General features: G+C 58.1%; 24 protein-coding genes. 7 read left to right on the forward strand and 17 right to left on the reverse strand.

The features are described from left to right. Window positions 1-355: 355 nt before the first annotated feature. The 8 genes from DWZ54_RS07990 to cpaB all read right to left on the reverse strand — a co-directional run bounded on the left by DWZ54_RS07990 (window position 356) and on the right by cpaB (window position 8,729). On the reverse strand, window positions 356-1,762 hold the full coding sequence (locus tag DWZ54_RS07990) for a CpaF family protein (protein ID WP_118475385.1): 1,407 nt from the start codon (window positions 1,760-1,762) through the stop codon (window positions 356-358). 16 nt (window positions 1,763-1,778) lie between these two features. Then, window positions 1,779-2,243 carry a TadE/TadG family type IV pilus assembly protein gene (locus tag DWZ54_RS07995; protein ID WP_118475387.1) on the reverse strand — a complete coding sequence of 155 codons (465 nt, stop codon included), beginning with the start codon at window positions 2,241-2,243 and terminating at the stop codon, window positions 1,779-1,781. Between the two features lie 29 nt (window positions 2,244-2,272). Continuing rightward, complete coding sequence (locus tag DWZ54_RS08000) at window positions 2,273-2,482, reverse strand: Flp family type IVb pilin (protein ID WP_118475389.1); 210 nt, start codon at window positions 2,480-2,482, stop codon at window positions 2,273-2,275. A gap of 98 nt (window positions 2,483-2,580) precedes the next feature. Continuing rightward, the gene (locus DWZ54_RS08005; protein WP_118475391.1) at window positions 2,581-3,546 is read right to left on the reverse strand and encodes a type II secretion system F family protein; all 966 of its coding nucleotides are present in this window, start codon (window positions 3,544-3,546) and stop codon (window positions 2,581-2,583) included. Beyond that, window positions 3,543-4,670: a P-loop NTPase gene (locus DWZ54_RS08010; RefSeq protein ID WP_118475393.1), complete on the reverse strand. Its 1,128-nt coding sequence runs from the start codon at window positions 4,668-4,670 to the stop codon at window positions 3,543-3,545. Before DWZ54_RS08010 ends, DWZ54_RS08005 begins: the two co-directional genes overlap by 4 nt. A 419-nt stretch (window positions 4,671-5,089) precedes the next feature. Further along, window positions 5,090-5,926 (reverse strand): AAA family ATPase, encoded by an 837-nt coding sequence (locus DWZ54_RS08015; RefSeq protein WP_233541657.1) that lies wholly within the window; start codon window positions 5,924-5,926, stop codon window positions 5,090-5,092. A gap of 194 nt (window positions 5,927-6,120) precedes the next feature. Beyond that, entirely contained in the window at window positions 6,121-7,746 is a 1,626-nt protein-coding gene (locus tag DWZ54_RS08020) for a type II and III secretion system protein family protein (RefSeq protein ID WP_118475397.1), read from the reverse strand. Further along, entirely contained in the window at window positions 7,743-8,729 is a 987-nt protein-coding gene (gene cpaB, locus DWZ54_RS08025) for a Flp pilus assembly protein CpaB (RefSeq protein ID WP_233541658.1), read from the reverse strand. The genes DWZ54_RS08020 and cpaB overlap by 4 nt, the downstream gene beginning before the upstream one ends. A 210-nt stretch (window positions 8,730-8,939) precedes the next feature. On the opposite strand from cpaB, the gene DWZ54_RS08030 reads away from it, so the two are divergent. After that, window positions 8,940-9,581: an A24 family peptidase gene (locus tag DWZ54_RS08030; protein WP_233541659.1), complete on the forward strand. Its 642-nt coding sequence runs from the start codon at window positions 8,940-8,942 to the stop codon at window positions 9,579-9,581. 299 nt (window positions 9,582-9,880) lie between these two features. On the opposite strand, the gene htpX is transcribed toward DWZ54_RS08030, so the two are convergent. The 9 genes from htpX to dnaA all read right to left on the reverse strand — a co-directional run bounded on the left by htpX (window position 9,881) and on the right by dnaA (window position 19,251). Beyond that, complete coding sequence (htpX, locus tag DWZ54_RS08040) at window positions 9,881-10,744, reverse strand: zinc metalloprotease HtpX (RefSeq protein ID WP_118015475.1); 864 nt, start codon at window positions 10,742-10,744, stop codon at window positions 9,881-9,883. Window positions 10,745-10,788: 44 nt separating this feature from the next. Beyond that, window positions 10,789-11,493, reverse strand: a complete 705-nt coding sequence (locus DWZ54_RS08045; RefSeq protein WP_233541660.1) for a YjbE family putative metal transport protein — start codon at window positions 11,491-11,493, stop codon at window positions 10,789-10,791. 229 nt (window positions 11,494-11,722) lie between these two features. Continuing rightward, window positions 11,723-13,759, reverse strand: a complete 2,037-nt coding sequence (gene gyrB, locus DWZ54_RS08050; protein WP_199497535.1) for a DNA topoisomerase (ATP-hydrolyzing) subunit B — start codon at window positions 13,757-13,759, stop codon at window positions 11,723-11,725. Window positions 13,760-13,778: 19 nt separating this feature from the next. After that, window positions 13,779-14,042 (reverse strand): extracellular matrix regulator RemB, encoded by a 264-nt coding sequence (gene remB / locus DWZ54_RS08055; RefSeq protein ID WP_158573640.1) that lies wholly within the window; start codon window positions 14,040-14,042, stop codon window positions 13,779-13,781. 5 nt (window positions 14,043-14,047) lie between these two features. Continuing rightward, the gene (locus DWZ54_RS08060) at window positions 14,048-15,064 is read right to left on the reverse strand and encodes a DUF721 domain-containing protein (protein WP_118475403.1); all 1,017 of its coding nucleotides are present in this window, start codon (window positions 15,062-15,064) and stop codon (window positions 14,048-14,050) included. A gap of 4 nt (window positions 15,065-15,068) precedes the next feature. Next, window positions 15,069-16,172 (reverse strand): DNA replication/repair protein RecF, encoded by a 1,104-nt coding sequence (gene recF, locus DWZ54_RS08065; protein WP_118475405.1) that lies wholly within the window; start codon window positions 16,170-16,172, stop codon window positions 15,069-15,071. A gap of 7 nt (window positions 16,173-16,179) precedes the next feature. Next, window positions 16,180-16,407, reverse strand: a complete 228-nt coding sequence (locus tag DWZ54_RS08070; RefSeq protein WP_199663304.1) for an RNA-binding S4 domain-containing protein — start codon at window positions 16,405-16,407, stop codon at window positions 16,180-16,182. A gap of 25 nt (window positions 16,408-16,432) precedes the next feature. After that, window positions 16,433-17,545, reverse strand: a complete 1,113-nt coding sequence (gene dnaN, locus DWZ54_RS08075) for a DNA polymerase III subunit beta (protein WP_118475406.1) — start codon at window positions 17,543-17,545, stop codon at window positions 16,433-16,435. Window positions 17,546-17,811: 266 nt separating this feature from the next. Then, window positions 17,812-19,251: a chromosomal replication initiator protein DnaA gene (gene dnaA, locus DWZ54_RS08080; RefSeq protein WP_118475408.1), complete on the reverse strand. Its 1,440-nt coding sequence runs from the start codon at window positions 19,249-19,251 to the stop codon at window positions 17,812-17,814. Between the two features lie 415 nt (window positions 19,252-19,666). Here dnaA and rpmH point away from each other — a divergent pair, with 415 nt between their 5' ends. The 6 genes from rpmH (at window position 19,667) to mnmE (ending at window position 23,467) form a co-directional block, all read left to right on the forward strand. Then, window positions 19,667-19,801, forward strand: coding sequence for a 50S ribosomal protein L34 (rpmH, locus tag DWZ54_RS08085; RefSeq protein ID WP_075429623.1), 135 nt, complete (start codon window positions 19,667-19,669; stop codon window positions 19,799-19,801). Window positions 19,802-19,882: 81 nt separating this feature from the next. Then, a complete protein-coding gene (gene rnpA, locus DWZ54_RS08090) occupies window positions 19,883-20,257 on the forward strand; it encodes a ribonuclease P protein component (protein ID WP_118475410.1) in 375 nt (124 codons plus the stop codon). Window positions 20,258-20,263: 6 nt separating this feature from the next. Further along, window positions 20,264-20,473 carry a membrane protein insertion efficiency factor YidD gene (yidD, locus tag DWZ54_RS08095; RefSeq protein ID WP_118475527.1) on the forward strand — a complete coding sequence of 70 codons (210 nt, stop codon included), beginning with the start codon at window positions 20,264-20,266 and terminating at the stop codon, window positions 20,471-20,473. Between the two features lie 82 nt (window positions 20,474-20,555). Continuing rightward, on the forward strand, window positions 20,556-21,230 hold the full coding sequence (locus DWZ54_RS08100) for a YidC/Oxa1 family membrane protein insertase (protein WP_118015468.1): 675 nt from the start codon (window positions 20,556-20,558) through the stop codon (window positions 21,228-21,230). Window position 21,231: 1 nt separating this feature from the next. Continuing rightward, window positions 21,232-21,987, forward strand: a complete 756-nt coding sequence (jag, locus tag DWZ54_RS08105) for an RNA-binding cell elongation regulator Jag/EloR (RefSeq protein ID WP_118475412.1) — start codon at window positions 21,232-21,234, stop codon at window positions 21,985-21,987. A 97-nt stretch (window positions 21,988-22,084) separates the two neighbouring features. Then, window positions 22,085-23,467 (forward strand): tRNA uridine-5-carboxymethylaminomethyl(34) synthesis GTPase MnmE, encoded by a 1,383-nt coding sequence (mnmE, locus tag DWZ54_RS08110; protein WP_118475414.1) that lies wholly within the window; start codon window positions 22,085-22,087, stop codon window positions 23,465-23,467. The last annotated feature ends 11 nt before the right edge of the window (window positions 23,468-23,478 follow it).

Below are 23,478 nucleotides of genomic sequence, written 5' to 3' on the forward strand. Positions count from 1 at the left end.
GGCGGCTGATTGCATGAACGTTCTGGCTCACTGAAAACGAATCCTTAGAGTGCGAATTTCAGTGACGCTTTATGCCAGAGACGTTGCGTTCCTCTTTCGGTCCTGCCGGCCACTACCCCCGAAGCTGCCTTCTCCGCTCACAGGGAAGGCTTCGGCGTCCCCTCTGGGGAAGCTGTCGCGCAAGCGACTGAAGGGGCGGCTGATTGCATGAACGTTCTGGCTCGCTGAAAACGAATCCTTAAAGTGCGAATTTCAGTGACGCTTTATGCCAGAGACGTTGCGTTCCCCTTTCGGCCCTACGGGCCACTTTCCCCAAAGGGGACAGCGTATCTCGCTCTACCGCCCAAAGAGCTGCTTAGAAGCGGCCGCCGGTGAAGGCGATGTCGTTGTTGCCGCCTGGGGTGAAGAAGCCTTCGGGGAGTTTGATGCCGCTGATTTCGAACTTCTCGAGGAATTCGGGCTGCATGCCGGTGGGCATGAAGTGGCCGATGACTTTGCCGTTGTTGTCAAAGCCGGTCTGTTCGAAGCGGAAGAGATCCTGTGTGGTGATGGTACTGCCTTCCATGTGCTGGACTTCGGTGATGTAGGTGATCTTGCGGCTGCCGTCGCGCATGCGGGACTGGTGCAGGATGAGGTCGATGGCCGAGGAAATCTGCTCACGGATGGCGCGCTCCGGCAGGTCGAGGCCGGACATCATGACCATCGTCTCAAGGCGCGACAGGGCGTCACGCGGGCTGTTGGCGTGGGCCGTGGTCAGGGAGCCGTCGTGGCCGGTGTTCATGGCCTGCAGCATGTCGAGGGCCTCGCCCGTGCGGACCTCACCGACGATGATGCGGTCGGGGCGCATGCGCAGGGCATTGCGCACGAGGTCGCGGATGGTAATGGCTCCCCGCCCTTCGAGGTTGGCCGGACGCGCCTCGAGCGTGACGACGTGCTGCTGCTGCAGGCGCAGCTCGGCGGCATCCTCGATGGTGACGATGCGTTCGCCCTCGGGGATGAACGACGAGATGACGTTGAGCGTCGTCGTTTTACCGGAGCCCGTGCCGCCCGAGACGAGGATATTGACGCGCGCCTTGATGCACGCGCGCAAAAAGGTCGCCATCTTCTCATCCATCGTGCCGAAGGAGATCAGATTGTCGACGGTAAGCGGAGTCTTGGAGAATTTGCGGATGGTCAGGCACGGGCCGATGAGCGACAGCGGCGGGATGATGATGTTGACACGCGAGCCATCTTCGAGACGGGCATCGACGAGCGGTGAGGATTCATCGACGCGGCGTCCGAGCGGCGTCAGGATGCGCTCGATGATGTTCATGAGGTGCGCCGTATCGTGGAATTTCACGTCGGTCAGTTCGAGCTTGCCCATGCGCTCGACGAAGACCTGATGCGGCCCGTTGACCATGATTTCGGTGATGGAATCGTCCTTGCGCAGGGCTTCAATCGGACCGAGGCCCAGGACTTCATCGCGGATATCGGCAATAAGCCGCGGCTTCTCGCCCTGCGGGATGGCGAACGGGTCCTCATCGAGCACGCGCTGGCAGTAGTCACCGATCAGCGTCTCGACCTGATGCGGGTCCTGGTGCACCGAGGAGAGCATGGCCTGCTCGGCCGGCGTCATCTCGTCGACGATGCGCTGGTGGATACGCTGCTTGACCTGCTGATAGGAGCGTTCCGCCGCTGTGTCCTGCCCCTCACTGTGGGAACCAAAAATATTGACCTGACGGTTCTCCCCAGCCGCCCGTCCCAGGCGCGTCAATAAAGACATCGTATCTCACCTCTTACTATTTCTGCGTCTTCCAATTATCTTCACTGTACATCGTACAAGTTATATTCAAATCTAATTTATTGGTATTTTTATTATCGGTCAAACCATCGAGAATCCCCGATAACCAAGAACCATCATCATTGAGTTTAGCCTTGACCGTAGCCTTTACATTTCCATGTTCATTTGTATTTTGGGATGGCATGTACTCTATAACAAAATCCGATGAAGTAGGGTCCCAATCATAAATATCGACAGGTAATTTCTGATTTTTATAATGTTCTCGAATTGTCGGATAACCATTTGCCGATTCCGTTTCACTTGTTACTACAGCTGCTTCACGAGCACTATTGCGGGCCACAGTACTCAAAGTCATATAATCTAAAAATATCATTGCGAAATATATAATACCAAATAAAAATAAAAGAAATAGAGGTAGAATTAATGCAAATTCCACAATAGACTGTCCTCTTTGGAATTCCATAATCCTACCTCTTTCAAAATACAACACGCTTAGCCCTGTTTAGACGCAGCTGCACCTTTCTTCAATAACTCCTTGATATTATCAAATACATCTTTAATGCTATCCTTGATACTATCATTGCCAAACAAAGCTGTTGCAACAACAGCTACAAATGCCAGAATCAATGCATATTCAACAATACCCTGGGCCTTTTCGCTCACATAACGAGCTTTCAAATACTTCAGAATCTCGATAACCATGGTAACTTCCTCCTCTAAGACAAAACCATATAATCAAATTGATTTTATGTTAATCCTTTTGGATTACATACTATAGTAATATAAGTTTATTCTTTTTATTAAATTTTTATATCAACAATACGATGAATAATAATGAATCCTACGACTTGCAGTATCACGGCACCAAAGATGCACATTCTTCCCATTTCTGTTTCAATTAATGGTTTCAAATAATTCGGATTAAATGTAGAAATTATACCTGCCAATCCAACGGGGATACACGCCACGACTAATGCAGATGCGCGTCCCTGTGCCGTTAATGTCATAATCTCCCGCCGCATTCGGATTCTCTCCTGAATCGTCTCACTGATCGTATCGAGAATCTGGGCGAGGTCGCCGCCCACCTGCCGTTGGATCAGGACGGCGGTGACGACGAGCTCGAAGTCGGGACTCGCGACGCGCTTTTGCATGTTGTCGAGAGCCGTCTCCAAGGTGTTGCCGAGATTGACTTCGTTGACGACGAGCCTGACTTCCTTGCCCATCGGGGCGTCCATCTCGCGGGAGATGAGCTCAAAGGCCTGCATGAAGCTGAAGCCGGCACGCAGGGCGTTCGCAACCATCGTCAGCATGTCGCCGAGCTGGTTCGTGAATTTCTTGCGCCGCCTGCGGATGCGCAGGGCCAGCAGCAGGAAGCCGAGCAGGATGGCCACGATGGCACCGAGGAAGAACATCGATCCCTTGAGCGTCACGAGGAATGTGATAAAGCCCACGAGCAGGCCCCAGAGCAGCAGGATGGCTTCAAACTCCATGCCGTGCAGCGGCCAGTCGGCCTGCTGCATGAGGAGCTCGAGCTTCTGTCCTTTCTGGATGCGCCCAAGGCCGGAGGAGATGCTCTCGACGAGGTGAACGAGCATTTCCCTTGTACTCGTGCCCTTTACCTGCTGCTGCTCAGGCCGGACGCCGGCGAAGTAGTTCATGCGTTCCGTCAGCGTGTGGTCCTCGCGTGAGCGCGAGCGGATGGAGAGCAGCATCATCAGGAGGCCGAAGCACAGGATGGCGATAAAGATGGCCAGGAGTGCCTTCATGTGGACCACCTCTCTGGCACGCGGTGGCCGGCAATCTGCTCGGCCAGGCGGTCGACGCTTTTGGCAAGCGGGTTATCCGGCTGGATTTCCGTTGCCATCTGGCCATTATCCGCCGCGTGGGAAACCACGAGGTATTCGTTCGGGATAATGGCCGTGACGGGGTAGCCGAGCTGCGTCTCAAGCTTGCGGCGCATTTCCTCCGTGCAGGGGGAGACGCGCGTGAAGATGACTTTCGCGCGTTCCTCGACGTCGGGCCAGTCCTTGAAGATCTCCAGCGCCTTGCGCATGTGATCGATTTCGTAAGCCCCGTTAATCATAGCACATAAGTACGTTGTCGTCGAGGCTTCTGCGGCCGAAATTGAAGTTGGATTGAAGCCGGGCGGCACATCGATCAGCAGGTAGCGGAACAGGCTCTTCGACATGCGGATGAGGTTCTCGAGCGCGGGAATCGATACCTTGTCGATGTAGTTAGGGCGCGTCGTGCCGCAGAGCACGTGGACGCGTTTCGAGACGGGCACGAAGTAGCGCTTGAGCGTGACCGGCGAGAGGAAGCGGATGTCGCGTGTCGCTTCGACAATGGTCGACTGCGGCGTGAGGTTGAAGAAGACAGCCATATCACCGAACTGGAGATCGGCGTCGATGATGCCGACCTGTTCATGCGTGCGGCGGGCCAGAGCTGCAGCGAGGTTCGCAATGAGCGTGGTCTTGCCACTCTTGCCCTTAGGGCTGAAGAAGACGAGCGTTTCGCATTCTTTTTCGAGGCCGGCCTGAGCAAATTCCTTGACGGCGTCCTGGAGTTCGACGCCGTTGAAGGGCTTGATGAGGCAGCCGCAGGCACCGGCCGCGACGAGATGGCTGGCGCTTTCGGGCTGCCATTCTTCGGCCATGCAGAGGATGTCGGCGTGCGGGTAGGACTCGTGGAAGGATTCGATGAGCGGGATGGTGTTTTCATGGTCGATGTCGAGCAGGATGAGGTTCGGGTTGAACATCTTGCCTTGTCCGAGGGCGTCGCTGGTGTTCTGGTAGCGTACGGCCATGGTGAAGCCGGGAGTGCGGTCGATAACGCCTGAGAGTTTTTGCAGCATGAGGCGGTCTTTTTCGACCATCATGACGCGGTAATCCATGAAAACACCTCCTTTCAAGTCAAGTTTGAGCAAATAGGTCCAAGGACCGCTTCCGGCCCTCCGGGCCACCTTCTCCGGGGATGCTACCGGCATCCCGCGCTTCGCGCCCGTGCGTGGGGCTACGCCGCTTGCAAAGACTTGCAGGCGAGCATGGTTCTTTCCCACCAGTTCAAGGACCTCTTCCGGCCCGTTGGGCCACCTTCCCCGTGCGCGGGGAAGGCTTGGGCGTCCCCTTGGGGGAAGCTGGCGGCGCAGCCGTCTGAAGGGGTACCTGCTCGCAGCAGCAAATAGCGTCGATGTAATGAGTTCGATTTTCATCGAGCAACCATATCGATACCGTTTGCTTCCCCTATCGGCCCTGCGGGCCACTTCCCCCCAAGGGGGAAGCTCCGCGTACAAGCCCGAGTCCACTGCGGGGATCAGCTGAAGATGCGGCTGAGCCAGGATGATTCTTCGCGGGTTTTCTCGGTTTCGGCGGGGGCTGTGGTGTGATTGGTGTAGCGGGCTACGAGGGCCTTGAGGGCGTCGCCGAGGTCGGTGTGCTCTTTGGCAAGCACAAGGGGGACGCCGTCGCGCAGGGACTGGCTGGCGGCGCGGAAGTCGTTGGGCAGGACGTGGTAGAAGGGCTCGTCGAGGAGCTTCTGCACGTCAGCCAGGCTGATGCGTGTCTTGGCATCGCTGCGGTTCAGCACCAGTCTTATTTTGTTCTTATCATAGCCCAGCATCTTCAATGTGTCCATACCAATTTTCATATTTTTTATGGTCGGGATGAAGTCGACGATGCCGAGGAATGTGACGATGGTGGAAAGGTCGAGTACGGCGAGGTTCAGGGTGCTGAACATCGAGGCCATATCGATGAGGATGTAGTCGTACTGGGCCTGGAGTTTGCGTATGGCGCGCACGGCGTAGTCGTGATGGATGTTGTAGGCTTCTTCGAGGGCCTTGGGGGCCGCGAGTACCGAGAAGGAGACGTCGCCGTTCTGATAGGGCGTCAGAAAGTCCTGGACGCGGCAGGAATCGCCTTCGACCTGCATGGTACGCTGTACATCAGCCAGGGTCCGCAGCGGCTCGAGATGAAGGTAGTTGCAGACGTCGCCGAACTGCAGGTCGAAGTCGGCAAGGCAGACGCGATAGCCTTCATGGGCGAGTTCCGAGGCCATGTTGCAGGCGACGAGGGTTTTGCCGACGGCTGAGGCGGTGCTGAAAAAGGTGATGACGATGCCATTGACAGGCGTCGGCCGTTTTTCTGTTGACATAGGCATCTTCCTTTCGTTGATGATTGCTTCTTGGGTTGCAAGGCCATGGACCTCATCCGTCAGCCTGCGGCTGCCACCTTCCCCAGAGGGGAAGGCTTTGGCTTCCCCTATCGGCCCTACGGGCCACTTCCCCCGAGGGGGGAAGCGGTTCGCGCCCGTGCGCAGCGGGGAAGAGGTCCTCGGGCGCCAGAGCTTTATTTGTCCATGTGGCTGAGGATCTCGCGGGCGCTCGCTTTGATGCGGTCGCCGGGGGCTTCGCTGCTTTCTGTCTCGACCCTTGTGGTCAGGGCGGAGGACTTAGAGGTGGCCTTGGCATTTTTCCTGGCGGCCTTTTCGGCGGCTTTGGCTTCTTTTGCCAGCTGCTCGTTGGATTTCTCAGGGATTTCGCCGTTGAGGTCGACCTGCTTCATGCTGCGGTCTTCACGGCGGCTGTCATTGTAGGCATCCTCCATATCAGCCGACATGCGGGCAGGTGTTTCTTCGCTGACGACGCGCGGCGTGATCAGGACGACGATTTCCGTGCGCGTATGCGAGTTGTTGTGGTATTTGAAGAGTTCGCCGAGCAGCGGGATGTTGCCGAGCAGCGGCACTTTCTGGATGGTCTTGGCATCGTCGGAATTCAGCAGGCCGCCGATGACCATGGTCATGCCCGAGGGGATGTTGACCGTCGTGTAGGCGGAGCGCGTCGCGATGCCCGGCATGCGGTAGCCGTCTTTCGTGACGGCGTTGTTCCAGTCGAGGCGGCTGACCTGCGTCTCGAGCTCCGTCGTGATGTTGCCGTCCTGGTCAACCGTCGGTGCCTTTAGGTCGAGGCCGATGCCGTATTCCTTGTATTCCGTCGTTGTCGAGCCGAAGCCGTTCGAGGATTCATACGGAATCTCGCCGCCGATGAGGATCTTGGCGTCCTTGCCGCTCATGGTCGTGACATTCGGCCGCGAGACGACGCGGGCCTTGCCGTTCTCGATGAGCGCATGAATCTCGGCGTTGATCTTCGAGAAATGCGTGAAGAGCCAGTTGCGGTTGTACCAGTGGCTGCCGGCGCTGCGCTGGCTGCCGTACGATTCACCGGCATAGAACGTGCCGGCGTTGTTCATGTTGATGCCATTATTATCCGTATCGCTCATATCCTGCGAGGCGTAGTTGATGCCGAGATTCTTGGCATCGGTCGAGCTCAGCTCGACGAACATCGCCTCGATGTTAATCTGGTCGGGATTCGTCATCTCGAGCATGTTGACGACGGAATCGTCGATGTCGCCGCGCGAGTCGTCCGAGGAGCCGAGGCTCGAACCCAGCGACTGCAGCGAGCCGTTGCCCGAGGACGAGGAGCTGCTCTGACTCTTGCCGGAGGAGGAGCCGCCCGAGCTGCCGCCCGTGCCCGCGTAGAGCTTGGCGATTTTGTAGGCGAGGTCGCGCTCGTACTGGTTCTTGACGGCGCCGCGCAGGAGAATCTTGCCGCCGATCATCTGGACGCGGACCCCCGGCAGGTCAATGGCTTCCTGGACGATTTTCGCGAGGCCCGAGTCCTGATTGGAGACGGTGACGCGGTATTCGTAGCGGTAGCCGTTGCTGGCCCAGACGTTCAGGGTCGTCGTGCCCGGCGAGATGCCGATGATGTTGAGCGAGGAGCGGTCGACGAGGCTGACGTCGGCAATCTTCGGATTGGCGATGGCCACGCGCGTGATGCTGCGGCCCGTGTTGAGATAATACGACTGGTTGAGGTCGATGGAGACCGGCGTGTACTGCGCATAGGCGGGAGCCGGGGCCAGTACGGCCGTCACAGCCAGGGTACCTGCGGCCAGGCCGAATAAGGCGTTTTTCATTTGACTCCCTCCCTCGTTGCGGTCACGCCGCGGATGACTTCGATGGTATGCCCGAGGACGGGGACGGAGCCGCCCGCGGAGCCCGCAGATGGGGCAGAGGGGGGCGCCGACTGTGCCGCCGGTGCGCTATAGCTGTAGGATGGGGCAGGAGCCGAGGAAGCCGGCGGTGCCGGCTGATTCTGGGAGCCGCCCGTGCCCTGCGGCACGCCCGTGTAGTCGGTATCAAAGGTGTACATGTCGCGCGGCTTGAAGGGGCGGAGGTCCAGGTAGAGCGTGCCTTCCTGGGAGGCCACGGCCAGCTTGAGGGCTTCGGCGGGCTTAAGAGCCACGGTGGCCGTCGCCATGCTGTCCGAGGACGCCTTGGTGCTCGTGCTCGTGTTGCCGCTTGAATCGGTGCTGGCTGCCGGCAGATCGGCATTCTTGTTGATGCCGAGCAGGAGGACGTTCTGCAGGATGATGCGGCCGTTCATGCCGTTTTCCTTGGAGCCCGTGATGACCATGATGTCCACGTAGTCGCCGGGATGTGCAAAGCCAGAAACGCCCGTGACATCGGAGATGGGGATCGTGACGGCGCGGCAGTCCGGCGGGATGATGCCGGTGAAGCCGGCCATGCGGATGTCGCTGTAGACCTTGCGCGAGGTCACGATGTCGCCCTGCTGGATGGCCGTGCTGGCCGGATGGTCGATGGCGTCCGCCACGTCGTGGAAGGCGCCTTCGGGCACCATGTCGCTCGGGACTTCGACGACCTTCAGCATGTCTTCCTTGACGACGGTGCGCTCGGGGATGTCCTGCTTGGCCGCGACGACCTGCACGAGGTTCGACGGGGTCTTGGCTACGGGCTTTTCGTCCGAGCCGGACATCGCGAAGTAAACCATGAGGCCGAGCAGGCAGCTGACGACGGCAGCTGCGATGACCCATTGACGATATGTGATTTTGTCCAGGAATTCGCGGATGCGTTCCGCAAATTTCATACGATTTGCCATACTGTCATTCCTTCTGTAATCGTTTGGTCGAAGCGTTCGACGATGAATGCTGTATTCCTTGCTGCCGGGGGATGATGCAACACTCCCCATTCTTTAATATCCAGTATACCATATCCGCTATGAGTTGGTTCAACTTTTTTGACGATTGTGCCGGTTTTTGCTAGGATAGGGGACAGATGATACCTAGCTTATATTCTTGGGGGTCTTATCATGTTCATTTTGATGAAATGCGTACTGGCCGGGCTGCTCGCCGCGGGCAGCGGCTTGCTCGGCTGCCGCTGGATTGATGCCCTGTACCAGAAGTCCACGGCCATCCTGAGTTTTCCGGACAAGGTGGCTTCTCAGCAGGCGCGCCGCCCGCGGGAGCTTATCCCGACGCTTTTCCTGCTCTTCGCGTTCACGCTCATCACGATGCATCATCTGCATCCGCTGCGCCTGGCATTTTTGCTCGTGTTCCAGTATTTCATGCTGCTCTACACCTGGACCGACATGGAGCAGCATGTCATGTTTGACCGCATGATGATTCCGTTTACCGTGCTCGGCGTGATCTCGCTGCCGGTGCTCGAGCGCGTCGTCACGGATCATATCGAGGCGGCAGCGGTCGGCGGCATCGTGTTCCTGCTGCTGGCCATCGTGACGCACGGAGGGATTGGCGGCGGCGATATCAAGCTCATTGCGGTGCTCGGGCTATGGCTCGGCACGGATATGCTGCTGACGATCGTGATTTCGGGTGTGGTGCTTGCCGGCATTGCCGCAATCATCATGCTCGTGACGAAGAAGAAGGGGCGTCAGGATTATTTCGCGTACGGGCCGTATTTTACACTGAGTGCGCTGGCGTTTACGCTGCTCTGAATGCACTCGCATGCAAAAAGCCTTGCCACTGGCAATTGCCAGCAGCAAGGCTTTTCTCTTCCACCGCTGCGCGGTCCCCCTTCCCCGGGGATGCCCCCGGCATCCCGCGCTTCGCGCCCTGCGGGTACCATGCAGGGATGTATCTGCATTCTGGTGCTTTAGGTGCACACGTCTCCATGGACCTCTTCCACCGCTGCGCGGTCCCCCTTCTCCTGCGGGAGACGGCTTGGGGAATCTTACCCTGCGGCAGAACAATGCGTGCAGCGCGTGCAGCAAGCAGCGCAGCGCACGGGGAAGGCTCAGCGGACGCGCATTTCGCGGGCTTGTTCGTGGAGGCGGGCGATGCGGTCGGCGGTGTCAGGGTGCGTGCTGAAGAGTTTGGTGATGGCTTTGCCGGTGCCCTCAAACGGGTTGACGATGTACATGTGTGCCGTGGCCGGCTGAGCTTCCGGCATCGGGGCGGCGTGCGTGGCGTAGTAGTCGATCTTCTCGAGGGCTGCGGCGAGGTAGTTCGGGTTGCCGCAGATCTCGCCGCCGTCCTTGTCGGCCTCGTATTCACGTGAACGCGAGATGGCCATCTGGATGAGCAGGGCGGCAAGCGGAGCCAGGATGATGACGGCCAGGCTCACGAGGATGTTGCCGCTGCTGCCCTCGTCATCGCTGCTGCCGCCGCCGAAGAACGCGAAGAACTGCGCCACGTAGCCGATGACCGTGGCCATCATGGCGACGACCGTCGAGGTCAGGATGTCGCGGTTCTTGACGTGGGAGAGCTCATGTGCGAGGACGCCTGAGAGCTCGTCGTAGTCAAGGACGCGCATGATGCCCGTCGTGACAGCCACGGCGGCATGCGAGGGATCACGGCCCGTTGCAAAGGCGTTCGGCACGTCCGTGTCGATGATGCAGACGCGCGGCATCGGCAGGCCGGCGCGCTCCGCGAGGCGCTCGACGAGCGCGTAGAGCTGCGGCGCTTCTTCGCGCGTGACTTCCTGCGCGCCCGTGGAACGCAGCACGAGGGAATCGCTGCACCAGTAGGTATAGGCATTCATGGCCAGCGAGATGATGAGCATGATCATCATGCCGCTGCGGCCGCCCACGAGCCCGCCGATGAAGATCATCAGAGCGGCCATGAGCACCATGAGGAACAAGGTCTTGAGGTTATTCATAACAATTCCTCCTTCAACAGAAAAAGGCAAAAGGTAAGCTGCCGTCAGGCGTTCTTCTGCGCGGCACGGCGGTTCAGGCAGTATCCCGCAGCGAGTACGAGGATGACAAAGCCGATCTTGAGTGGAAGTGCGTAGGGAGCGAGGAAAGCACCGACAGCGGGGTCTTCCGTCATGAGCTCGGCTGAGGTCCAGCCGAGTATACCGGCGCCGAGATAGATGAGCGCGGGCACTTTCAGCATGATCATCAGGAAGATCTGGGCGCCGAACAGCACGATGGGGATGGAGATCATGAGGCCGCAGATGATGAGGCTCCACTTGCCGTGCGGCACGGTATTCGCGACGCCGGCGAGCGACAGGATGTTGTCGATGCTCATGATGAAATCCGCGATGAGGATGGTGCGCACGGCCTCGCCGAAGGTAGCCGGCTGCTTTTTTCCCTCGCCGGGCTTTTCATCGTGACGGTCCGTCAGGAGGCGCACGGCGATGAAGAGCAGTGCGGCGCCGCCGACAAATTCGACGTAAGGCGAGGCGAGCAGCCCCGTGGCGAACAGGGTGCAGACGATGCGGATGCCCACGGCGCCGAGGCCGCCCACGATGATGGCCTTGCGCCGGTTGTGCTGCGGCAGGTTCTTGCAGGCAAGCGCGATGAGAATCGCGTTGTCGCCCGACAGCAGCAGGTCCAGGAGCAGGATGCCCGAGAGCGCAGCCAGCCACTCCGGCGAGAACATGCCTGCAAACAGATTATCCAAAAGTATCACTCCCCCAAGATTTGACGAAATATACGAAAAACCCTGCCCTACCTGCCGCCGAGCGGTTGGATAGGGCAGGGTCTTGCTTACTCGCGCCGGCCACACCGGGACAGCTCATGTCCGTACTGACGATGATGGTCGTTCAGCTACTCCCCCTGTTGGAAGTATGCATATTTCATAATCTCAATATAGCACAATGCAGCGGCTTTGGCAAGTAAAAGTCAAAAAATCAGATATCGAGGTTGCGCACGAGCTTGGCGTTCTCCTCGATGAACTGGCGGCGCGGCTCGACCTTGTCACCCATGAGGATCGTGAAGAGCTCGTCGGCTTCCTCGGCATCCTCCATCTCGACGCGCAGCATCGTGCGGCCCTCGGGATCCATGGTCGTTTCCCAGAGCTGCTCGGGGTTCATCTCGCCAAGGCCTTTGTAGCGCTGAACGGTAACACCGTCGCGGCCGACCTCGTCGAGCTTGCGCGAGAGCTCGTCATCGCTGTAGGTGTACCAGTGCTTCTTGCCCTTGCGGATCTGATAGAGCGGCGGCTGAGCGATGTAGACATGGCCGTGCTCGATGAGCGGCTTCATGTAGCGGTAGAGGAAGGTCAGGAGCAGCGTGCGGATGTGCGCGCCATCGACATCGGCATCCGTCATGATGATGATCTTGCCGTAGCGGCGCTTCGAGATGTCGAAGTCCTCGCTGATGCCCGTGCCGAAGGCCGTGATCATCGTGCGGATCTCGGCATTCGCGAAGATTTTGTCGAGGCGTGCCTTCTCGACGTTGAGGATCTTGCCGCGCAGCGGCAGGATGGCCTGGAAGCGGCGGTCACGGCCCTGCTTGGCCGAGCCGCCTGCGGAATCACCCTCGACGAGGTAGATCTCGGCCTGCTCCGGGTCCTTGATGGAGCAGTCTGCAAGTTTGCCCGGCAGGCTCGATACCTCGAGAGCGTTCTTGCGGCGCGTGAGCTCGCGGGCCTTGCGGGCGGCTTCGCGGGCGCGGGCAGCCATGATGGCCTTCTCGATGATCTTCTTCGTGATGACGGGGTTCTCCTCAAAGTATTCGGAGAGGCCCTCTGTGACGATGGAGTCGACGATGCCGCGCACCTCGGAATTGCCGAGCTTCGTCTTCGTCTGGCCCTCGAACTGCGGCTCGCGAATCTTGAGGCTGATGACGCACGTCAGTCCCTCGCGGACGTCGTCACCCGAGAGATTGGCGTCCTTGTCCTTGAGGATGCCCTGCTTGCGTGCGAAGTCATTGGCTGCGCGCGTCAGCGCGAGCTTGAAGCCCGCGAGGTGCGTGCCGCCCTCTTCGGTGTTGATGTTGTTGACGAAGGAGTAGATGTTCTCCTGGTAGCTGTCGTTGTACTGCATGGCGATCTCGACGACCGTATCGTCCTTGACGCCGTTGAAGTAGATGGGCTCCGGGTTGAGCTTCTCTTTCTTGCGGTTGAGATGCTCGACAAAGGAGCTGATGCCGCCTTCGAAATGGAACGTCTCGTTCTTGACAGGATCGACGCGGTCGTCTGCAAGGCTAATCGTGATGCCGTGATTCAGGAAGGCGAGCTCGCGCAGGCGATGGCGCAGCGTCTCATAGCTGTAGGTCGTGACCGAGAAGATTTCCGGGTCCGGTACGAAGTGGACACGCGTGCCCGTCTCTTCCGTCGTGCCGACAACCGTCAGCGGCTTCACTGTAACGCCGCGCTTGAAGGCAATCTCATAGATCTTGCCGTCGCGCTTGACCTGGACTTCCATGCTCGTCGAGAGGGCGTTGACGACGGAGACGCCGACGCCGTGCAGGCCGCCCGATACCTTGTAGCCATCGCCGCCGAATTTGCCGCCCGCGTGCAGGACGGTCAGGACGACCTCAACGGCGGGCTTGCCGCTCTCGTGCATATCAACCGGGATGCCGCGGCCATTGTCGACGACCGTGATGCTGTTGTCCTTCTCAATCGTAACCTCGATGTGATCGCAGTAACCGGCCAGGGCCTCATCGATGGAGTTGTCGACGACTTCATAGACGAGGTGATGCAGGCCGCGCTCCGACGTGCTGCCGATGTACATGCCCGGACGCATGCGGACGGCCTCGAGGCCTTCAAGAATCTGGATCTGCTCGGCGCCGTAATCGGCGTCAACGGCCGTGACCTCTGCACTCGATTCATCGCGGTGAATCTCGACGCCCGTGGTATCGAGATCCTTATCCGTCAAATCCTCCTGCACGGCAGGCTCAGCCGGCGTCAGGTCGATCGTTTTCTTATCGTTATCGTTTGCCATAAAATCTTCTACGCTCCAATCATTCAGAAGTATCCATATCGAAAATCTGCCGTGAACGCCGCCTGAGTGTGGCCGGCGATATGACGGACAGATACATCTTGTCTGGTGTGATCACGAGGGACTTGATCATCTCCCGTGTGGCGTCGGCCCGCAGGACGCGGCCCTCCCGGCGCTGTCTCTCCAAAAAACGTGCATTGTCGCCGTCACGGAACATCTCGTAATCGTAGATGGCGATGATATCCTTGGTGCGCACAGAGGCACCATTGCCAAGATGCAGGAACATGACGCTCATCCTTTCTTTTCTTGCACGTCTTGTGCGCCCCGCGGCCTGGAGGCTGCCGCCTTCCTGCCGTGTTCAGCATGGCGCAGCGGGATGATCTCATAGCGCCGCGGAGCCTTGTAGTCCTTCGGGCGGTGCAGGTTGAAGCGCAGATCGTAGATGGCGCGCTTCATGACCTCCTCCGTCAGCTTGTCGGGCGGCAGGCAGCGGTAGAGCATGACGAGGTTTTTGGCCGCGAGGCTCTCCGTATCCGTTACTTCAACGGTGGAAGCCAGCTGCTGGACGAGCAGGGCGCGCTGCTCATTGACGATCTTGGTCGTGCAGTCCGGCACGTATTCATGGACCTCAGCGTAGCGGGCCCAGGGGATGTCCCTCAGCACGCCGCGTACCTTCGCGCGAAGCTCCTCCTCTTCTTTCATGTGGCAGGCCGGGCAGAGCCGGTCTTCCGGCGCACAGAGCCGGCCACAGGAGGCGCAGGGATGCCATTCTTCCTGAGCGTGCAGCTTGTCGAGCTGGCGCTGCTTGCGGTAGAGGCCGCGCAGGGACATAGCCAGGTCTTCATCCTCGATGCCTGCGGCCAGCTTCTGCGCGTCGGCTATATCCTGCTCCGTAAGGGGGATCTGGCGGCGCTTCCTGCCGATGTCGGGGTCTTCCTCGCCGGCGTCTCTTGCGAGCCAGGTCCCTCCGCTTGAACGGTCCGGCACTGCCGGCTTCTCCCATTTCTTGACGAAGCGCATCTCCTTGATGAGTGCCTGTCCGGCATAGTTGTTGACATTCTGGACAATCTGCGGCATCATCATGCGGATCTCCTGTGCCCAGACGGAATCATCGCTTGTCGCATAGAGCACCTTGTTGCGGATGCCCATGACCTTGACGTGGCGTGCAATGGCGTCGCCCGCAATGTCCCCCCAGTGCCAGAGCACCCAGTGCTCATAAAACTCCTTTTCCTGTTTCGGACCAAGAGCATGAATGGCTTTCGGGATGATGGTCGCCGTATGCTCCAGTCCCGGCATGCGTCTTGCCATGCAATCACCTCGAGACGGTTCCCTGTTTCACCTGATAATACGTGCCGAAGCGTTCCTGCGGGAAATAAGCCGCATCCGTGGCCGTGATGAGCGTCTGGATGCGCTCGCGGCGTATGAAGTCCAGGAGCTGGCACCGGCGCAGGGCGTCGAGCTCGCTCATGACGTCATCGAGCAGCAGGATGGGGTATTCGCCCGTTTCCGAGCGCAGGAATTCCAGTTCCGCGAGCTTCAGCGAGAGGACGCCCGTGCGCTGCTGCCCCTGCGAGCCAAAGGTCCGCAGATTGATGCCGTTGACGAAGAGGACCATGTCATCGTGGTGCGGCCCGATGCTCGTCGAGCCGCGCAGGATATCCGTGCCGCGGCATTTCTCCAGCATTTCATTATACCATGAAGCGAGAGGCTTTGTCATGTGTTCCTGCTCGAGCCCGGCAATCTCGTAGGTCACGGCGAGATTCTCCTGGTCGCCAGAGATGCGGCGCTGCATGAGATTGGCGAGCATGTTGAGCTTCCGCACGGCTTCCTGGCGCTTCTGCGTGATCTTCTCGGCACTCGCGGCGAGCTGCACATCCCAAAGGTCGAGCATCGAGGCATCCGCCCGGTGTTCGCGTATGCGCTTCAAGAGCGTATTGCGCTGCGAGAGAATGCGGTTGTACTGCAGGAGCTCATGGTAGTAGGCAGGGCTCGCCTGCGAGATCTCACTGTCTAAAAAGCGCCGGCGGCCAGCCGGCGCCCCCTTGATGAGGAAGAGGTCCTCCGGAGAGAAGAGGACGGTATTAAGATTGCCGACGAGCTCCTTCAGGGGAATCGTCTGCCCGTTGAGCAGCATGCGGCGGCGTTTGCTGCGGCTGAAGGCAAAGGCGAGCTTGTTGGCGACACCGCGGCGCTCGAAGGTCAGCTCGATGCTCGCGTCATCCGCCTGCCAGCGGATGAGATCGGCATCGGCATGCGTCCGGTGCGAACGGCCTAGGGAAGCATAGCAGACGGCTTCGACGATATTCGTCTTGCCCTGGGCGTTGGCCCCGAGAAAGATATTGATGCTCGGCGAAAGCTCGAGATTCAGCTCATTATAGTTCCGATAATTTCTCAGCTTAATAGAACGAACATGCATTCTCTTTTTATCCTTCTTCGTGGACGACCTTCCAGGCTCCGAGGCCCTCGATCTCGATGATGTCACCGTCACGGAGCTTGCGGCGGCGGGCGCTTTCGACCTCGCCGTTGCGCCTGATGCGGCGTTCCTCGATGAGGATTTTCGTTTCGCCGCAGGAGGGCAGGATGCCTGCCCATTTGAGGAACTGGTCGAGCTGGATTTCTGCGGTATCAATCTTGACGTTTTCGATATTCATGATGCGTCCTTTCTCTGTGGCAGAATCAGTGAGCCGTGCGCACCGGCGTCACGATGTAGATGAATGCCTCGTCTTCGGCTTCCTGGATGGAAGCCGGCGAGAGCGGCTGGTTGAGGCTGATGCGGCACTGCTGGCCGTCGATGTTCTTGAGCACATCGATGATGTACTGCGCATTGAAGGCGATGGTGAGAGCCGGGCCATCGATCTCGGCCGGCACGTACTCTTCGGCATTGCCGATTTCCGGGTTGTTCGACGTGATATGAATCTGCTGGCCATCGAATTCAAGCTTGATGATGTTGTATTCGCCCGAACGGGAAATCAGGGAAACACGATCGACGGCCGCGCTGAACTCCGCCGTGTTGACGAGGACATGCGTTGCGAACTTCGGCGGGATGACGCCGCGGTAATTCGGGAACTGTCCCTCGATGAGGCGGGACATCATGTAGAGATTGTCGAAGGAGAAGCTGATCTGGTTGTACGAGCAGGTTACCTTGACATCGGTCGGGATATCCGAAACCATGTTGTGGAGAAGTTCCTGCAGGATGCGTGCGGGGATGATGATCTTGATGTTGCCGATGGACTGATCGAATGTTTCGGCTTTGACGGCCAGACGATGTGTGTTCGTAGCAGCCATCGTGACTTTGTTTTCGGTGACTTCAAGCGAGCAGCCCGTGAAGACCGGACGGGATTCATCGCTGCTGCAGGCAAAGACTGTTTTCTTGATGAGGCCGCGCAGGATATTGTCCTTGATGCTGAAGGAAAGGTTGCCTTCAAATGGTTTGATTGTTGGGAATTCTGCGGCGTTCATCGAAAGAAGCGTGAATTTTGCCTGGTTCGATTCGATGAGGACGATGTTGGCATCGCGATTGAAGGAAAGTTTGACGGTATCCCCAGGCAGCTTGCGGACAACTTCCTGGAAATAACGGCCTGCGAGGGCGATTTCCCCTTCTTCTGTGACTTCCGCTTCGATGCGTGCCACGAGTCCAATCTCATAATTGGTGGCCTGGAGTTCCAGGATGCCATTGGCTGCTTTGAGGTAAATGCCTGAGAGGATTGGGGTTTGCGGCTTGTTGGCCACGGCTTTCGATACGATCTGCAGGGCATTGGCGAGTTCATTTTTCTGGCAGGTTATTTTCATGTTGGGCCTTCTCTCTGTTTTTCTATGATAGGACTGAAATATATATATAAATAGCCGACGTAGTAGTAGGCCGTGTGGAAAAGTGGATAAGTGGCTGTATGGCGCTCGGGTGTTCACCGTTTGCTGTGGGTAACTTGTTCATAACAATAGGGGAGGTTATCCACAGTTTCCACGGCGGTAAACTCCCCTTTCGGTTATCCACATTGTGTCGACAGGAAATCCATAGGGTTCTCCACAAGGTTATCCACGTCGTATGGTTCGCTTTTTTACATTTTCTGGATGCTCTCGATAAGGTCGTTGATAATCTTATGGAGCTTCGGGTTTTCCTCACGCTCCTTGTTGATTTTATCGTAAGCGTGCAGGACGGTCGTATGGTCGCGGCCTCCGAAGAAGTTGCCGATTTGCGGTAGCGACGTATCGGTGAGCTCGCGGCAGAGGTACATGGCAATTTGACGCGGGAAGGCGATGCTGCGCGTGCGCTTTTTCGCGTGCAGGTCCTCGATCTTGATCTTGAAGTAGGAAGCGACGATTTCCTGGATGACCTCGAGCGTCACTTCTTTCTTGCGGTTGTTCGGGAAGACATCCTTGAGCGCTTCGGCGACGACCTCGGTTGTCACGGGCTTCTTGATGAGCGAGGCATAAGCGACGACGCGGGTCAGCGCGCCTTCGAGCTCACGGATGTTGCTGTCGATGCGGTTGGCGATGAACATCAGGACATCGTTCGGCACGTCGACATGGTCGAGCAGGGCCTTGTTCTTGAGGATGGCGATGCGCGTCTCGAGGTCCGGCGCCTGGATATCGGTGATCAGGCCGCCTTCAAAGCGGGAGCGCAGGCGGTCTTCGAGCTTCTGCACTTCGCGCGGCGGGCGGTCGGATGACAGGATGATCTGCTTGTCCGCCACGTGCAGGGCGTTGAACGTATTGAAGAATTCTTCCTGCGTGCTCTGCTTGCCCGAGAGAAACTGGATATCGTCGACCATCAGGATGTCGATGGTGCGGTATTTCTGGCGGAAAAGCTCGGCCTTGCCTTCCTGGATCGCGCGGATGATTTCGTTCGTGAACTGTTCGCTCGAGACGTAGAGCACCCGCATCTCAGGATGGTTCTGTAGCACGCGGTTGCCGATGGCGTGCATCAAGTGAGTCTTGCCGAGTCCGACGCCGCCATACATGAAGAATGGATTGTACACCTTGCCTGGCGATTCGGCGACAGCCATGGCCGCCGCATGTGCGAAGCGGTTGGAACTGCCGGTTACGAATGTCTCGAAGGTGTATTTGGGGTTCAGGGAAGAGCGGTCGCCGGGGGCGACGATGTGCATGTCGCCATTGTCGACGACCGGTGCCGGCTGCTCCTGGAAGAGCGAGCCCTGGTCCGGGTTCTCTTTTTTCGCGCGGCCGCCCGTATGCGTGCTGACGGCCGGAGAAGGTTCTTCCTTTGGCTTTTCCGGGACGGGGGCGGCGGGAACGATTTCGAGTGTCACTTTATGCTTGCTGCCGAGGACGGCACTGACGGCGTCTTCGACAATCGTGAGGTAATGGCTGGTAATCCAGTCCTTGACGAGATCATTCTGCACGCTGAGGATGAGCTCGTCGTCAGTCAGGGAGAGCGGTTTGACTGATGCGAACCACTTGAAGGCTGACTCGGCGAGCGATTCCTTCATCTTGGTGAGGATCTGCTCCCAGACAGCCTGCAGCTGTGTCTGCTCCATGAAAAAAATCCTTTCCTGCTATTAGAATATGTAGAAACTTTTTCCACAGGTGCATAATTTTATCCACATTTTTATCCACACATGTGGATAACTCGAAGGTTCTCCTGGGGTAGAGGCGGGAAGCGTGGATGTTGCTTAGAGATTCGCGAGCCTTGTCAGGCAGGGCACCAATGGGTTTTCCGCACAATAATCAACAATATCTTATCAAAATCAGGGGGACTTATCAACAGTTTTTATGTGAGCAAGTCCCAATGAGGCGCGAAATATCCACAGGCCGGGGGAAAAAGACAAGGGAAAATCCTTGACATTCCACGAGCGGCTAGTCTATAATTTGACATAGTTAAAATTCTGATACTATGCTTCTATACAGCCATTTAGTTCAGAAAACAGCAAAACTAAAGGAGGTGTTGAGGGAATGAAACAGACTTATCAGCCGAACAACCATTGGAGAAAGCAGACCCATGGCTTCCGTGAGCGCATGAAGACGAAGGGCGGCCGTCTCGTTCTGAAGAGAAGACGCCAGCGCGGCAGAAAGAAGCTTTCGGCATAAATCGAGATGAGGTCACTTCGGTGGCCTTTTTTACTATGATGAACGCGTTTTACTTTTCTGTTTGTTTTTGGGGAATTGCGAATGCTTACCTTACCGAGAAAACGGATCATCAAGCGGCGCAGTGATTTCCAGCGTGTCTACCGGGTTGGCCGTTCGTATGCGAACCGGTATTTTGTGCTCTATGTATTCCCGGCTGCGAATGTCCGCGGGCGGGTCGGCTTTGCTGCCGGCAAGAAGCTGGGCTGTGCCGTGGTGCGCAATCGCGTCAAGCGCCTGCTGCGCGAAAGTTACCGGCTGCATCAGGAGCTTCTGCGCGACGATGTCGCCCTGCTCCTCGTCGGACGCAAGGCCATGGTCGAAGCCAAGTGCCAGGCCGTCGAGAAAGCTTTCCTGAAAGTCGGGAAGAAGGCCGGCATTTTCGCATCGCCTGTCCCGGATAGAGGAAAGAGGTCCTGACGGATGATGAAGAAGATGCTCCTGCTGCTCGTGCGGTTTTATCGCGGCTTTATCTCACCGCTTCTGCCGCCTTCCTGCCGCTATGTCCCGACCTGTTCGGAGTATGCTCTCATCGCCATCGAGCGCTACGGTGCCCGCCGCGGCGGTTATCTGGCCTTGAAGCGCATCCTGCGCTGCCATCCCTTCCACAAGGGCGGCTATGATCCTGTACCGTGAATGATTCTTGTATGTGCGGCGCCTGCCGCCTGCATCGTGTGTGCAAATTAATAACGTTTCTTTTAGATTAGGATGTGATACATTGGGTTTCTTTGCAACGATTTTCGAGCCGATTGAACATATCCTGCAGGTTGTCCTGCAGGCCCTCTACCATGTCACGGAGCTGGTTGGCCCCGGCAGCTACGGCGTGGCCATCATCCTCCTGACGATTGTCATCAAGATGATCCTCTATCCGCTGACGGTAAAGCAGGTTCGTTCCATGAAGGCGATGCAGGAGCTTTCGCCGAAGATGAAGAAGATTCAGGAAAAGTACAAGGACAATCCGCAGGTCATGCAGCAGAAGGTCGGCGCGCTCTACAAGGAAGCCGGCGTCAATCCGCTCGCAGGCTGCCTGCCGCTGCTCATCCAGATGCCGATCCTCATGGGCATGTACTATTCCCTGTACAATTTCACGTATCCGACGCCGGAATCCGCGCAGTTCCTCTGGCTGCCGAGCATGTCTGACCCGGATCCGTACTACATCCTGCCGGTGCTCTCGGCACTGACGACGTTCCTGCAGCAGAAGCAGACGACGACGGAAATGAATCAGCAGATGAAGATTATGATGACGGTTATGCCGCTCTTCATCGGCTGGATCAGCTTGAATTTCCCCTCGGGCCTCGTGCTCTACTGGGTCACGATGAACATCGTACAGATTGCCCAGCAGTGGTGGATGTACCGCGATAGCAACGACACCAAGAAAAAGGAGGCTGCCTGATATGGCAGAAACCATGGAATGGACGGGGAAGACGGTCGAGGCGGCATTGGCTGCCGCGGCCGCATCGCTCGGCTGCAGCGAGGAAAGCCTTGAGTACACGGTGCTCGAGCAGCCATCCCGCGGTTTCCTGGGCATCCTGGGCCGCAAGCCGGCCCGCATCCGCGTGCGTCAGGAGGAGCCGGAAAAGGCCCCCCTTACGGATGCATCGGCTGATGTAGAGGAACTCGAAGAAAGCCTGGCCGAGGAAGCCGGCGTCGCAGTGCCGACGCTCCTTGAGCAGGAGCAGCGGGCAAGGAAATTCCTCGAGGATGTCTTTGCCACGATGAAGATTGAGGTGGAGCTCGTGCGCGAAGAGCACGAGGATGGCGTCATCTTCCACCTGGAGGGCAAGAATCTCGGCATTCTCATCGGCAAGCACGGGCAGACGCTCGATGCGCTGCAGTATCTGGCAAATCTGGCGGCCAACCACGGCACGAGTTCGGAGCGCCTGCACGTCATCCTCGATGTGGAGGGCTACCGCGCACGCCGCGAGGAGACGCTGACGCGCCTTGCGGGGCATCTGGCTGAGAAGGCCTGCCGCATTGGGCAGGAGATTCATCTCGAACCGATGAACCGCCACGAGCGCAAGATCATCCACATGGCGCTGCAGGACAGCCGCAAGGTGTCGACGTACAGTGCCGGTGAAGAGCCGCGCCGCTACGTGGTCATTGCGCCGAAGCGCCGCCGCCGCGAGCGCGACGATTACAAACGAGAATAAAAGAAATCATGCAGAGAGCTGTGAAAGGGCTGTCTCCTATCCTGGGAGCGAGCCCTTTTTGCTTTTTTTGAAAGGATTTTTTGAAAGGAAGGGTATCATGCAGCAGGGAGATACCATCAGTGCGATTGCCACGCCCCGCGGAGAGGGCGGCATCGGCATTGTCCGCATCAGCGGAGAGCATGCCATTGAAGTGGCCGAAGCCGTTTTTCAATCGGCCGGCGGCCGCAAATTGGCGGATATGGAGAGTTACCGTGCCGTTTATGGCCGGATCATCGATGAGAACGGGCAGGTTGTCGATGAGGCCATTGCCCTCGTCATGCGTGCGCCGCATTCGTATACGGTGGAGGATGTCGTGGAACTGCAATGCCATGGCGGCATGATGCCGCTGCGCAAGATCCTGTCCCTGACGTGGCAGCAGGGTGCGCGCCCCGCTGAGCGCGGCGAGTTCACGAAGCGCGCTTTCCTCAACGGAAGGCTTGATCTGTCGCAGGCACAGGCCGTCATGGACATCATTGAAGCGCGCACGGATGCTTCGCTGGCCATGGCTGCAGGGCACCTGACGGGACATTTCTCGCAGGGCATCCAGGTGATGCGCCACGATATCCTCGGCATGATTGCCCATATCGAAGCCGCCATCGATTTCCCGGAGGATGAAGTGGACGATGTGCTGACCTACGATATACAGAAAAAAGTGGTTGATATACGCAACAAGATTTCCGGCATGCTGAAAACGGCACATGCCGGACGCATCCTGCGGGACGGACTCATGACGGCCATCATCGGCAAGCCGAATGTCGGCAAGTCCAGCCTGCTCAATTCTCTGCTTCGCGAGGAACGGGCCATTGTCACGGAGATTCCCGGCACGACGCGCGATTCCATTGAGGAATACGCCGATGTCGGCGGCATCCCCCTGCGCATCATCGACACGGCCGGCATCCGCTCGACGGATGATGTCGTCGAACGCATCGGCGTCGAGAAGGCCCGTTCGTATGCGGACCGGGCTTCTCTGGTACTGGCACTTTTCGACGCGTCACGCTCGCTCGGCCGCGAAGATGAGGAAATCCTCGCGCTCAGCGAGCAGCATGATGCCATCCTTCTGCTCAACAAATGCGACCTGCCGATGGTGACGACCCCCGAGCTCTTGTCTGCACGCGCCCCGCGCCAGACGGTCATTCCCATTTCGACGCATACGCAGGCCGGCTTCACGCGCCTGGTGGAACGCATTCGCTCGCGCGTTTACGCCGGCGCAGCTGCCGGTGAGGAAGGCGATTTTGTCACGGATGCCCGCCAGGCCGAGGTCCTGCGTCAGGCTGACGCACATCTTGAGGCATCGCTGCGGACGATCGAAGCCGACATGGGGCTGGATTTCATATCCATCGACCTGCGTTCGGCCTGGGAAAAGCTCGGTGAACTGACAGGCGAGACGGTCGGCGAGGATATCATCAATGAGATCTTCAGCAAATTCTGCATCGGCAAGTAAGACGTTTGGCT

The organism is Mitsuokella sp. AF33-22 (assembly GCF_003475755.1).
Taxonomy (GTDB): domain Bacteria; phylum Bacillota; class Negativicutes; order Selenomonadales; family Selenomonadaceae; genus Mitsuokella.

Bases quoted from the DNA above. Each gene is read 5' to 3' on its own strand.
- mnmE (WP_118475414.1), top strand. From the start codon at position 22,085: ATGCAGCAGGGAGATACCATCAGTGCGATTGCCACGCCCCGCGGAGAG.
- rpmH (WP_075429623.1), top strand. From the start codon at position 19,667: ATGAAACAGACTTATCAGCCGAACAACCATTGGAGAAAGCAGACCCAT.
- recF (WP_118475405.1), bottom strand. From the start codon at position 16,172: ATGCATGTTCGTTCTATTAAGCTGAGAAATTATCGGAACTATAATGAG.
- htpX (WP_118015475.1), bottom strand. From the start codon at position 10,744: ATGAATAACCTCAAGACCTTGTTCCTCATGGTGCTCATGGCCGCTCTG.
- DWZ54_RS08010 (WP_118475393.1), bottom strand. From the start codon at position 4,670: ATGGATTACCGCGTCATGATGGTCGAAAAAGACCGCCTCATGCTGCAA.
- DWZ54_RS08015 (WP_233541657.1), bottom strand. From the start codon at position 5,926: ATGTCAACAGAAAAACGGCCGACGCCTGTCAATGGCATCGTCATCACC.
- DWZ54_RS08005 (WP_118475391.1), bottom strand. From the start codon at position 3,546: ATGAAGGCACTCCTGGCCATCTTTATCGCCATCCTGTGCTTCGGCCTC.
- dnaN (WP_118475406.1), bottom strand. From the start codon at position 17,545: ATGAAAATAACCTGCCAGAAAAATGAACTCGCCAATGCCCTGCAGATC.
- yidD (WP_118475527.1), top strand. From the start codon at position 20,264: ATGAAGAAGATGCTCCTGCTGCTCGTGCGGTTTTATCGCGGCTTTATC.
- cpaB (WP_233541658.1), bottom strand. From the start codon at position 8,729: ATGGCAAATCGTATGAAATTTGCGGAACGCATCCGCGAATTCCTGGAC.
- gyrB (WP_199497535.1), bottom strand. From the start codon at position 13,759: ATGGCAAACGATAACGATAAGAAAACGATCGACCTGACGCCGGCTGAG.
- DWZ54_RS08030 (WP_233541659.1), top strand. From the start codon at position 8,940: ATGTTCATTTTGATGAAATGCGTACTGGCCGGGCTGCTCGCCGCGGGC.
- DWZ54_RS07995 (WP_118475387.1), bottom strand. From the start codon at position 2,243: ATGGAATTCCAAAGAGGACAGTCTATTGTGGAATTTGCATTAATTCTA.
- remB (WP_158573640.1), bottom strand. From the start codon at position 14,042: ATGTTCCTGCATCTTGGCAATGGTGCCTCTGTGCGCACCAAGGATATC.
- DWZ54_RS07990 (WP_118475385.1), bottom strand. From the start codon at position 1,762: ATGTCTTTATTGACGCGCCTGGGACGGGCGGCTGGGGAGAACCGTCAG.
- DWZ54_RS08060 (WP_118475403.1), bottom strand. From the start codon at position 15,064: ATGGCAAGACGCATGCCGGGACTGGAGCATACGGCGACCATCATCCCG.
- rnpA (WP_118475410.1), top strand. From the start codon at position 19,883: ATGCTTACCTTACCGAGAAAACGGATCATCAAGCGGCGCAGTGATTTC.
- DWZ54_RS08070 (WP_199663304.1), bottom strand. From the start codon at position 16,407: ATGAATATCGAAAACGTCAAGATTGATACCGCAGAAATCCAGCTCGAC.
- jag (WP_118475412.1), top strand. From the start codon at position 21,232: ATGGCAGAAACCATGGAATGGACGGGGAAGACGGTCGAGGCGGCATTG.
- dnaA (WP_118475408.1), bottom strand. From the start codon at position 19,251: ATGGAGCAGACACAGCTGCAGGCTGTCTGGGAGCAGATCCTCACCAAG.
- DWZ54_RS08020 (WP_118475397.1), bottom strand. From the start codon at position 7,746: ATGAAAAACGCCTTATTCGGCCTGGCCGCAGGTACCCTGGCTGTGACG.
- DWZ54_RS08000 (WP_118475389.1), bottom strand. From the start codon at position 2,482: ATGGTTATCGAGATTCTGAAGTATTTGAAAGCTCGTTATGTGAGCGAA.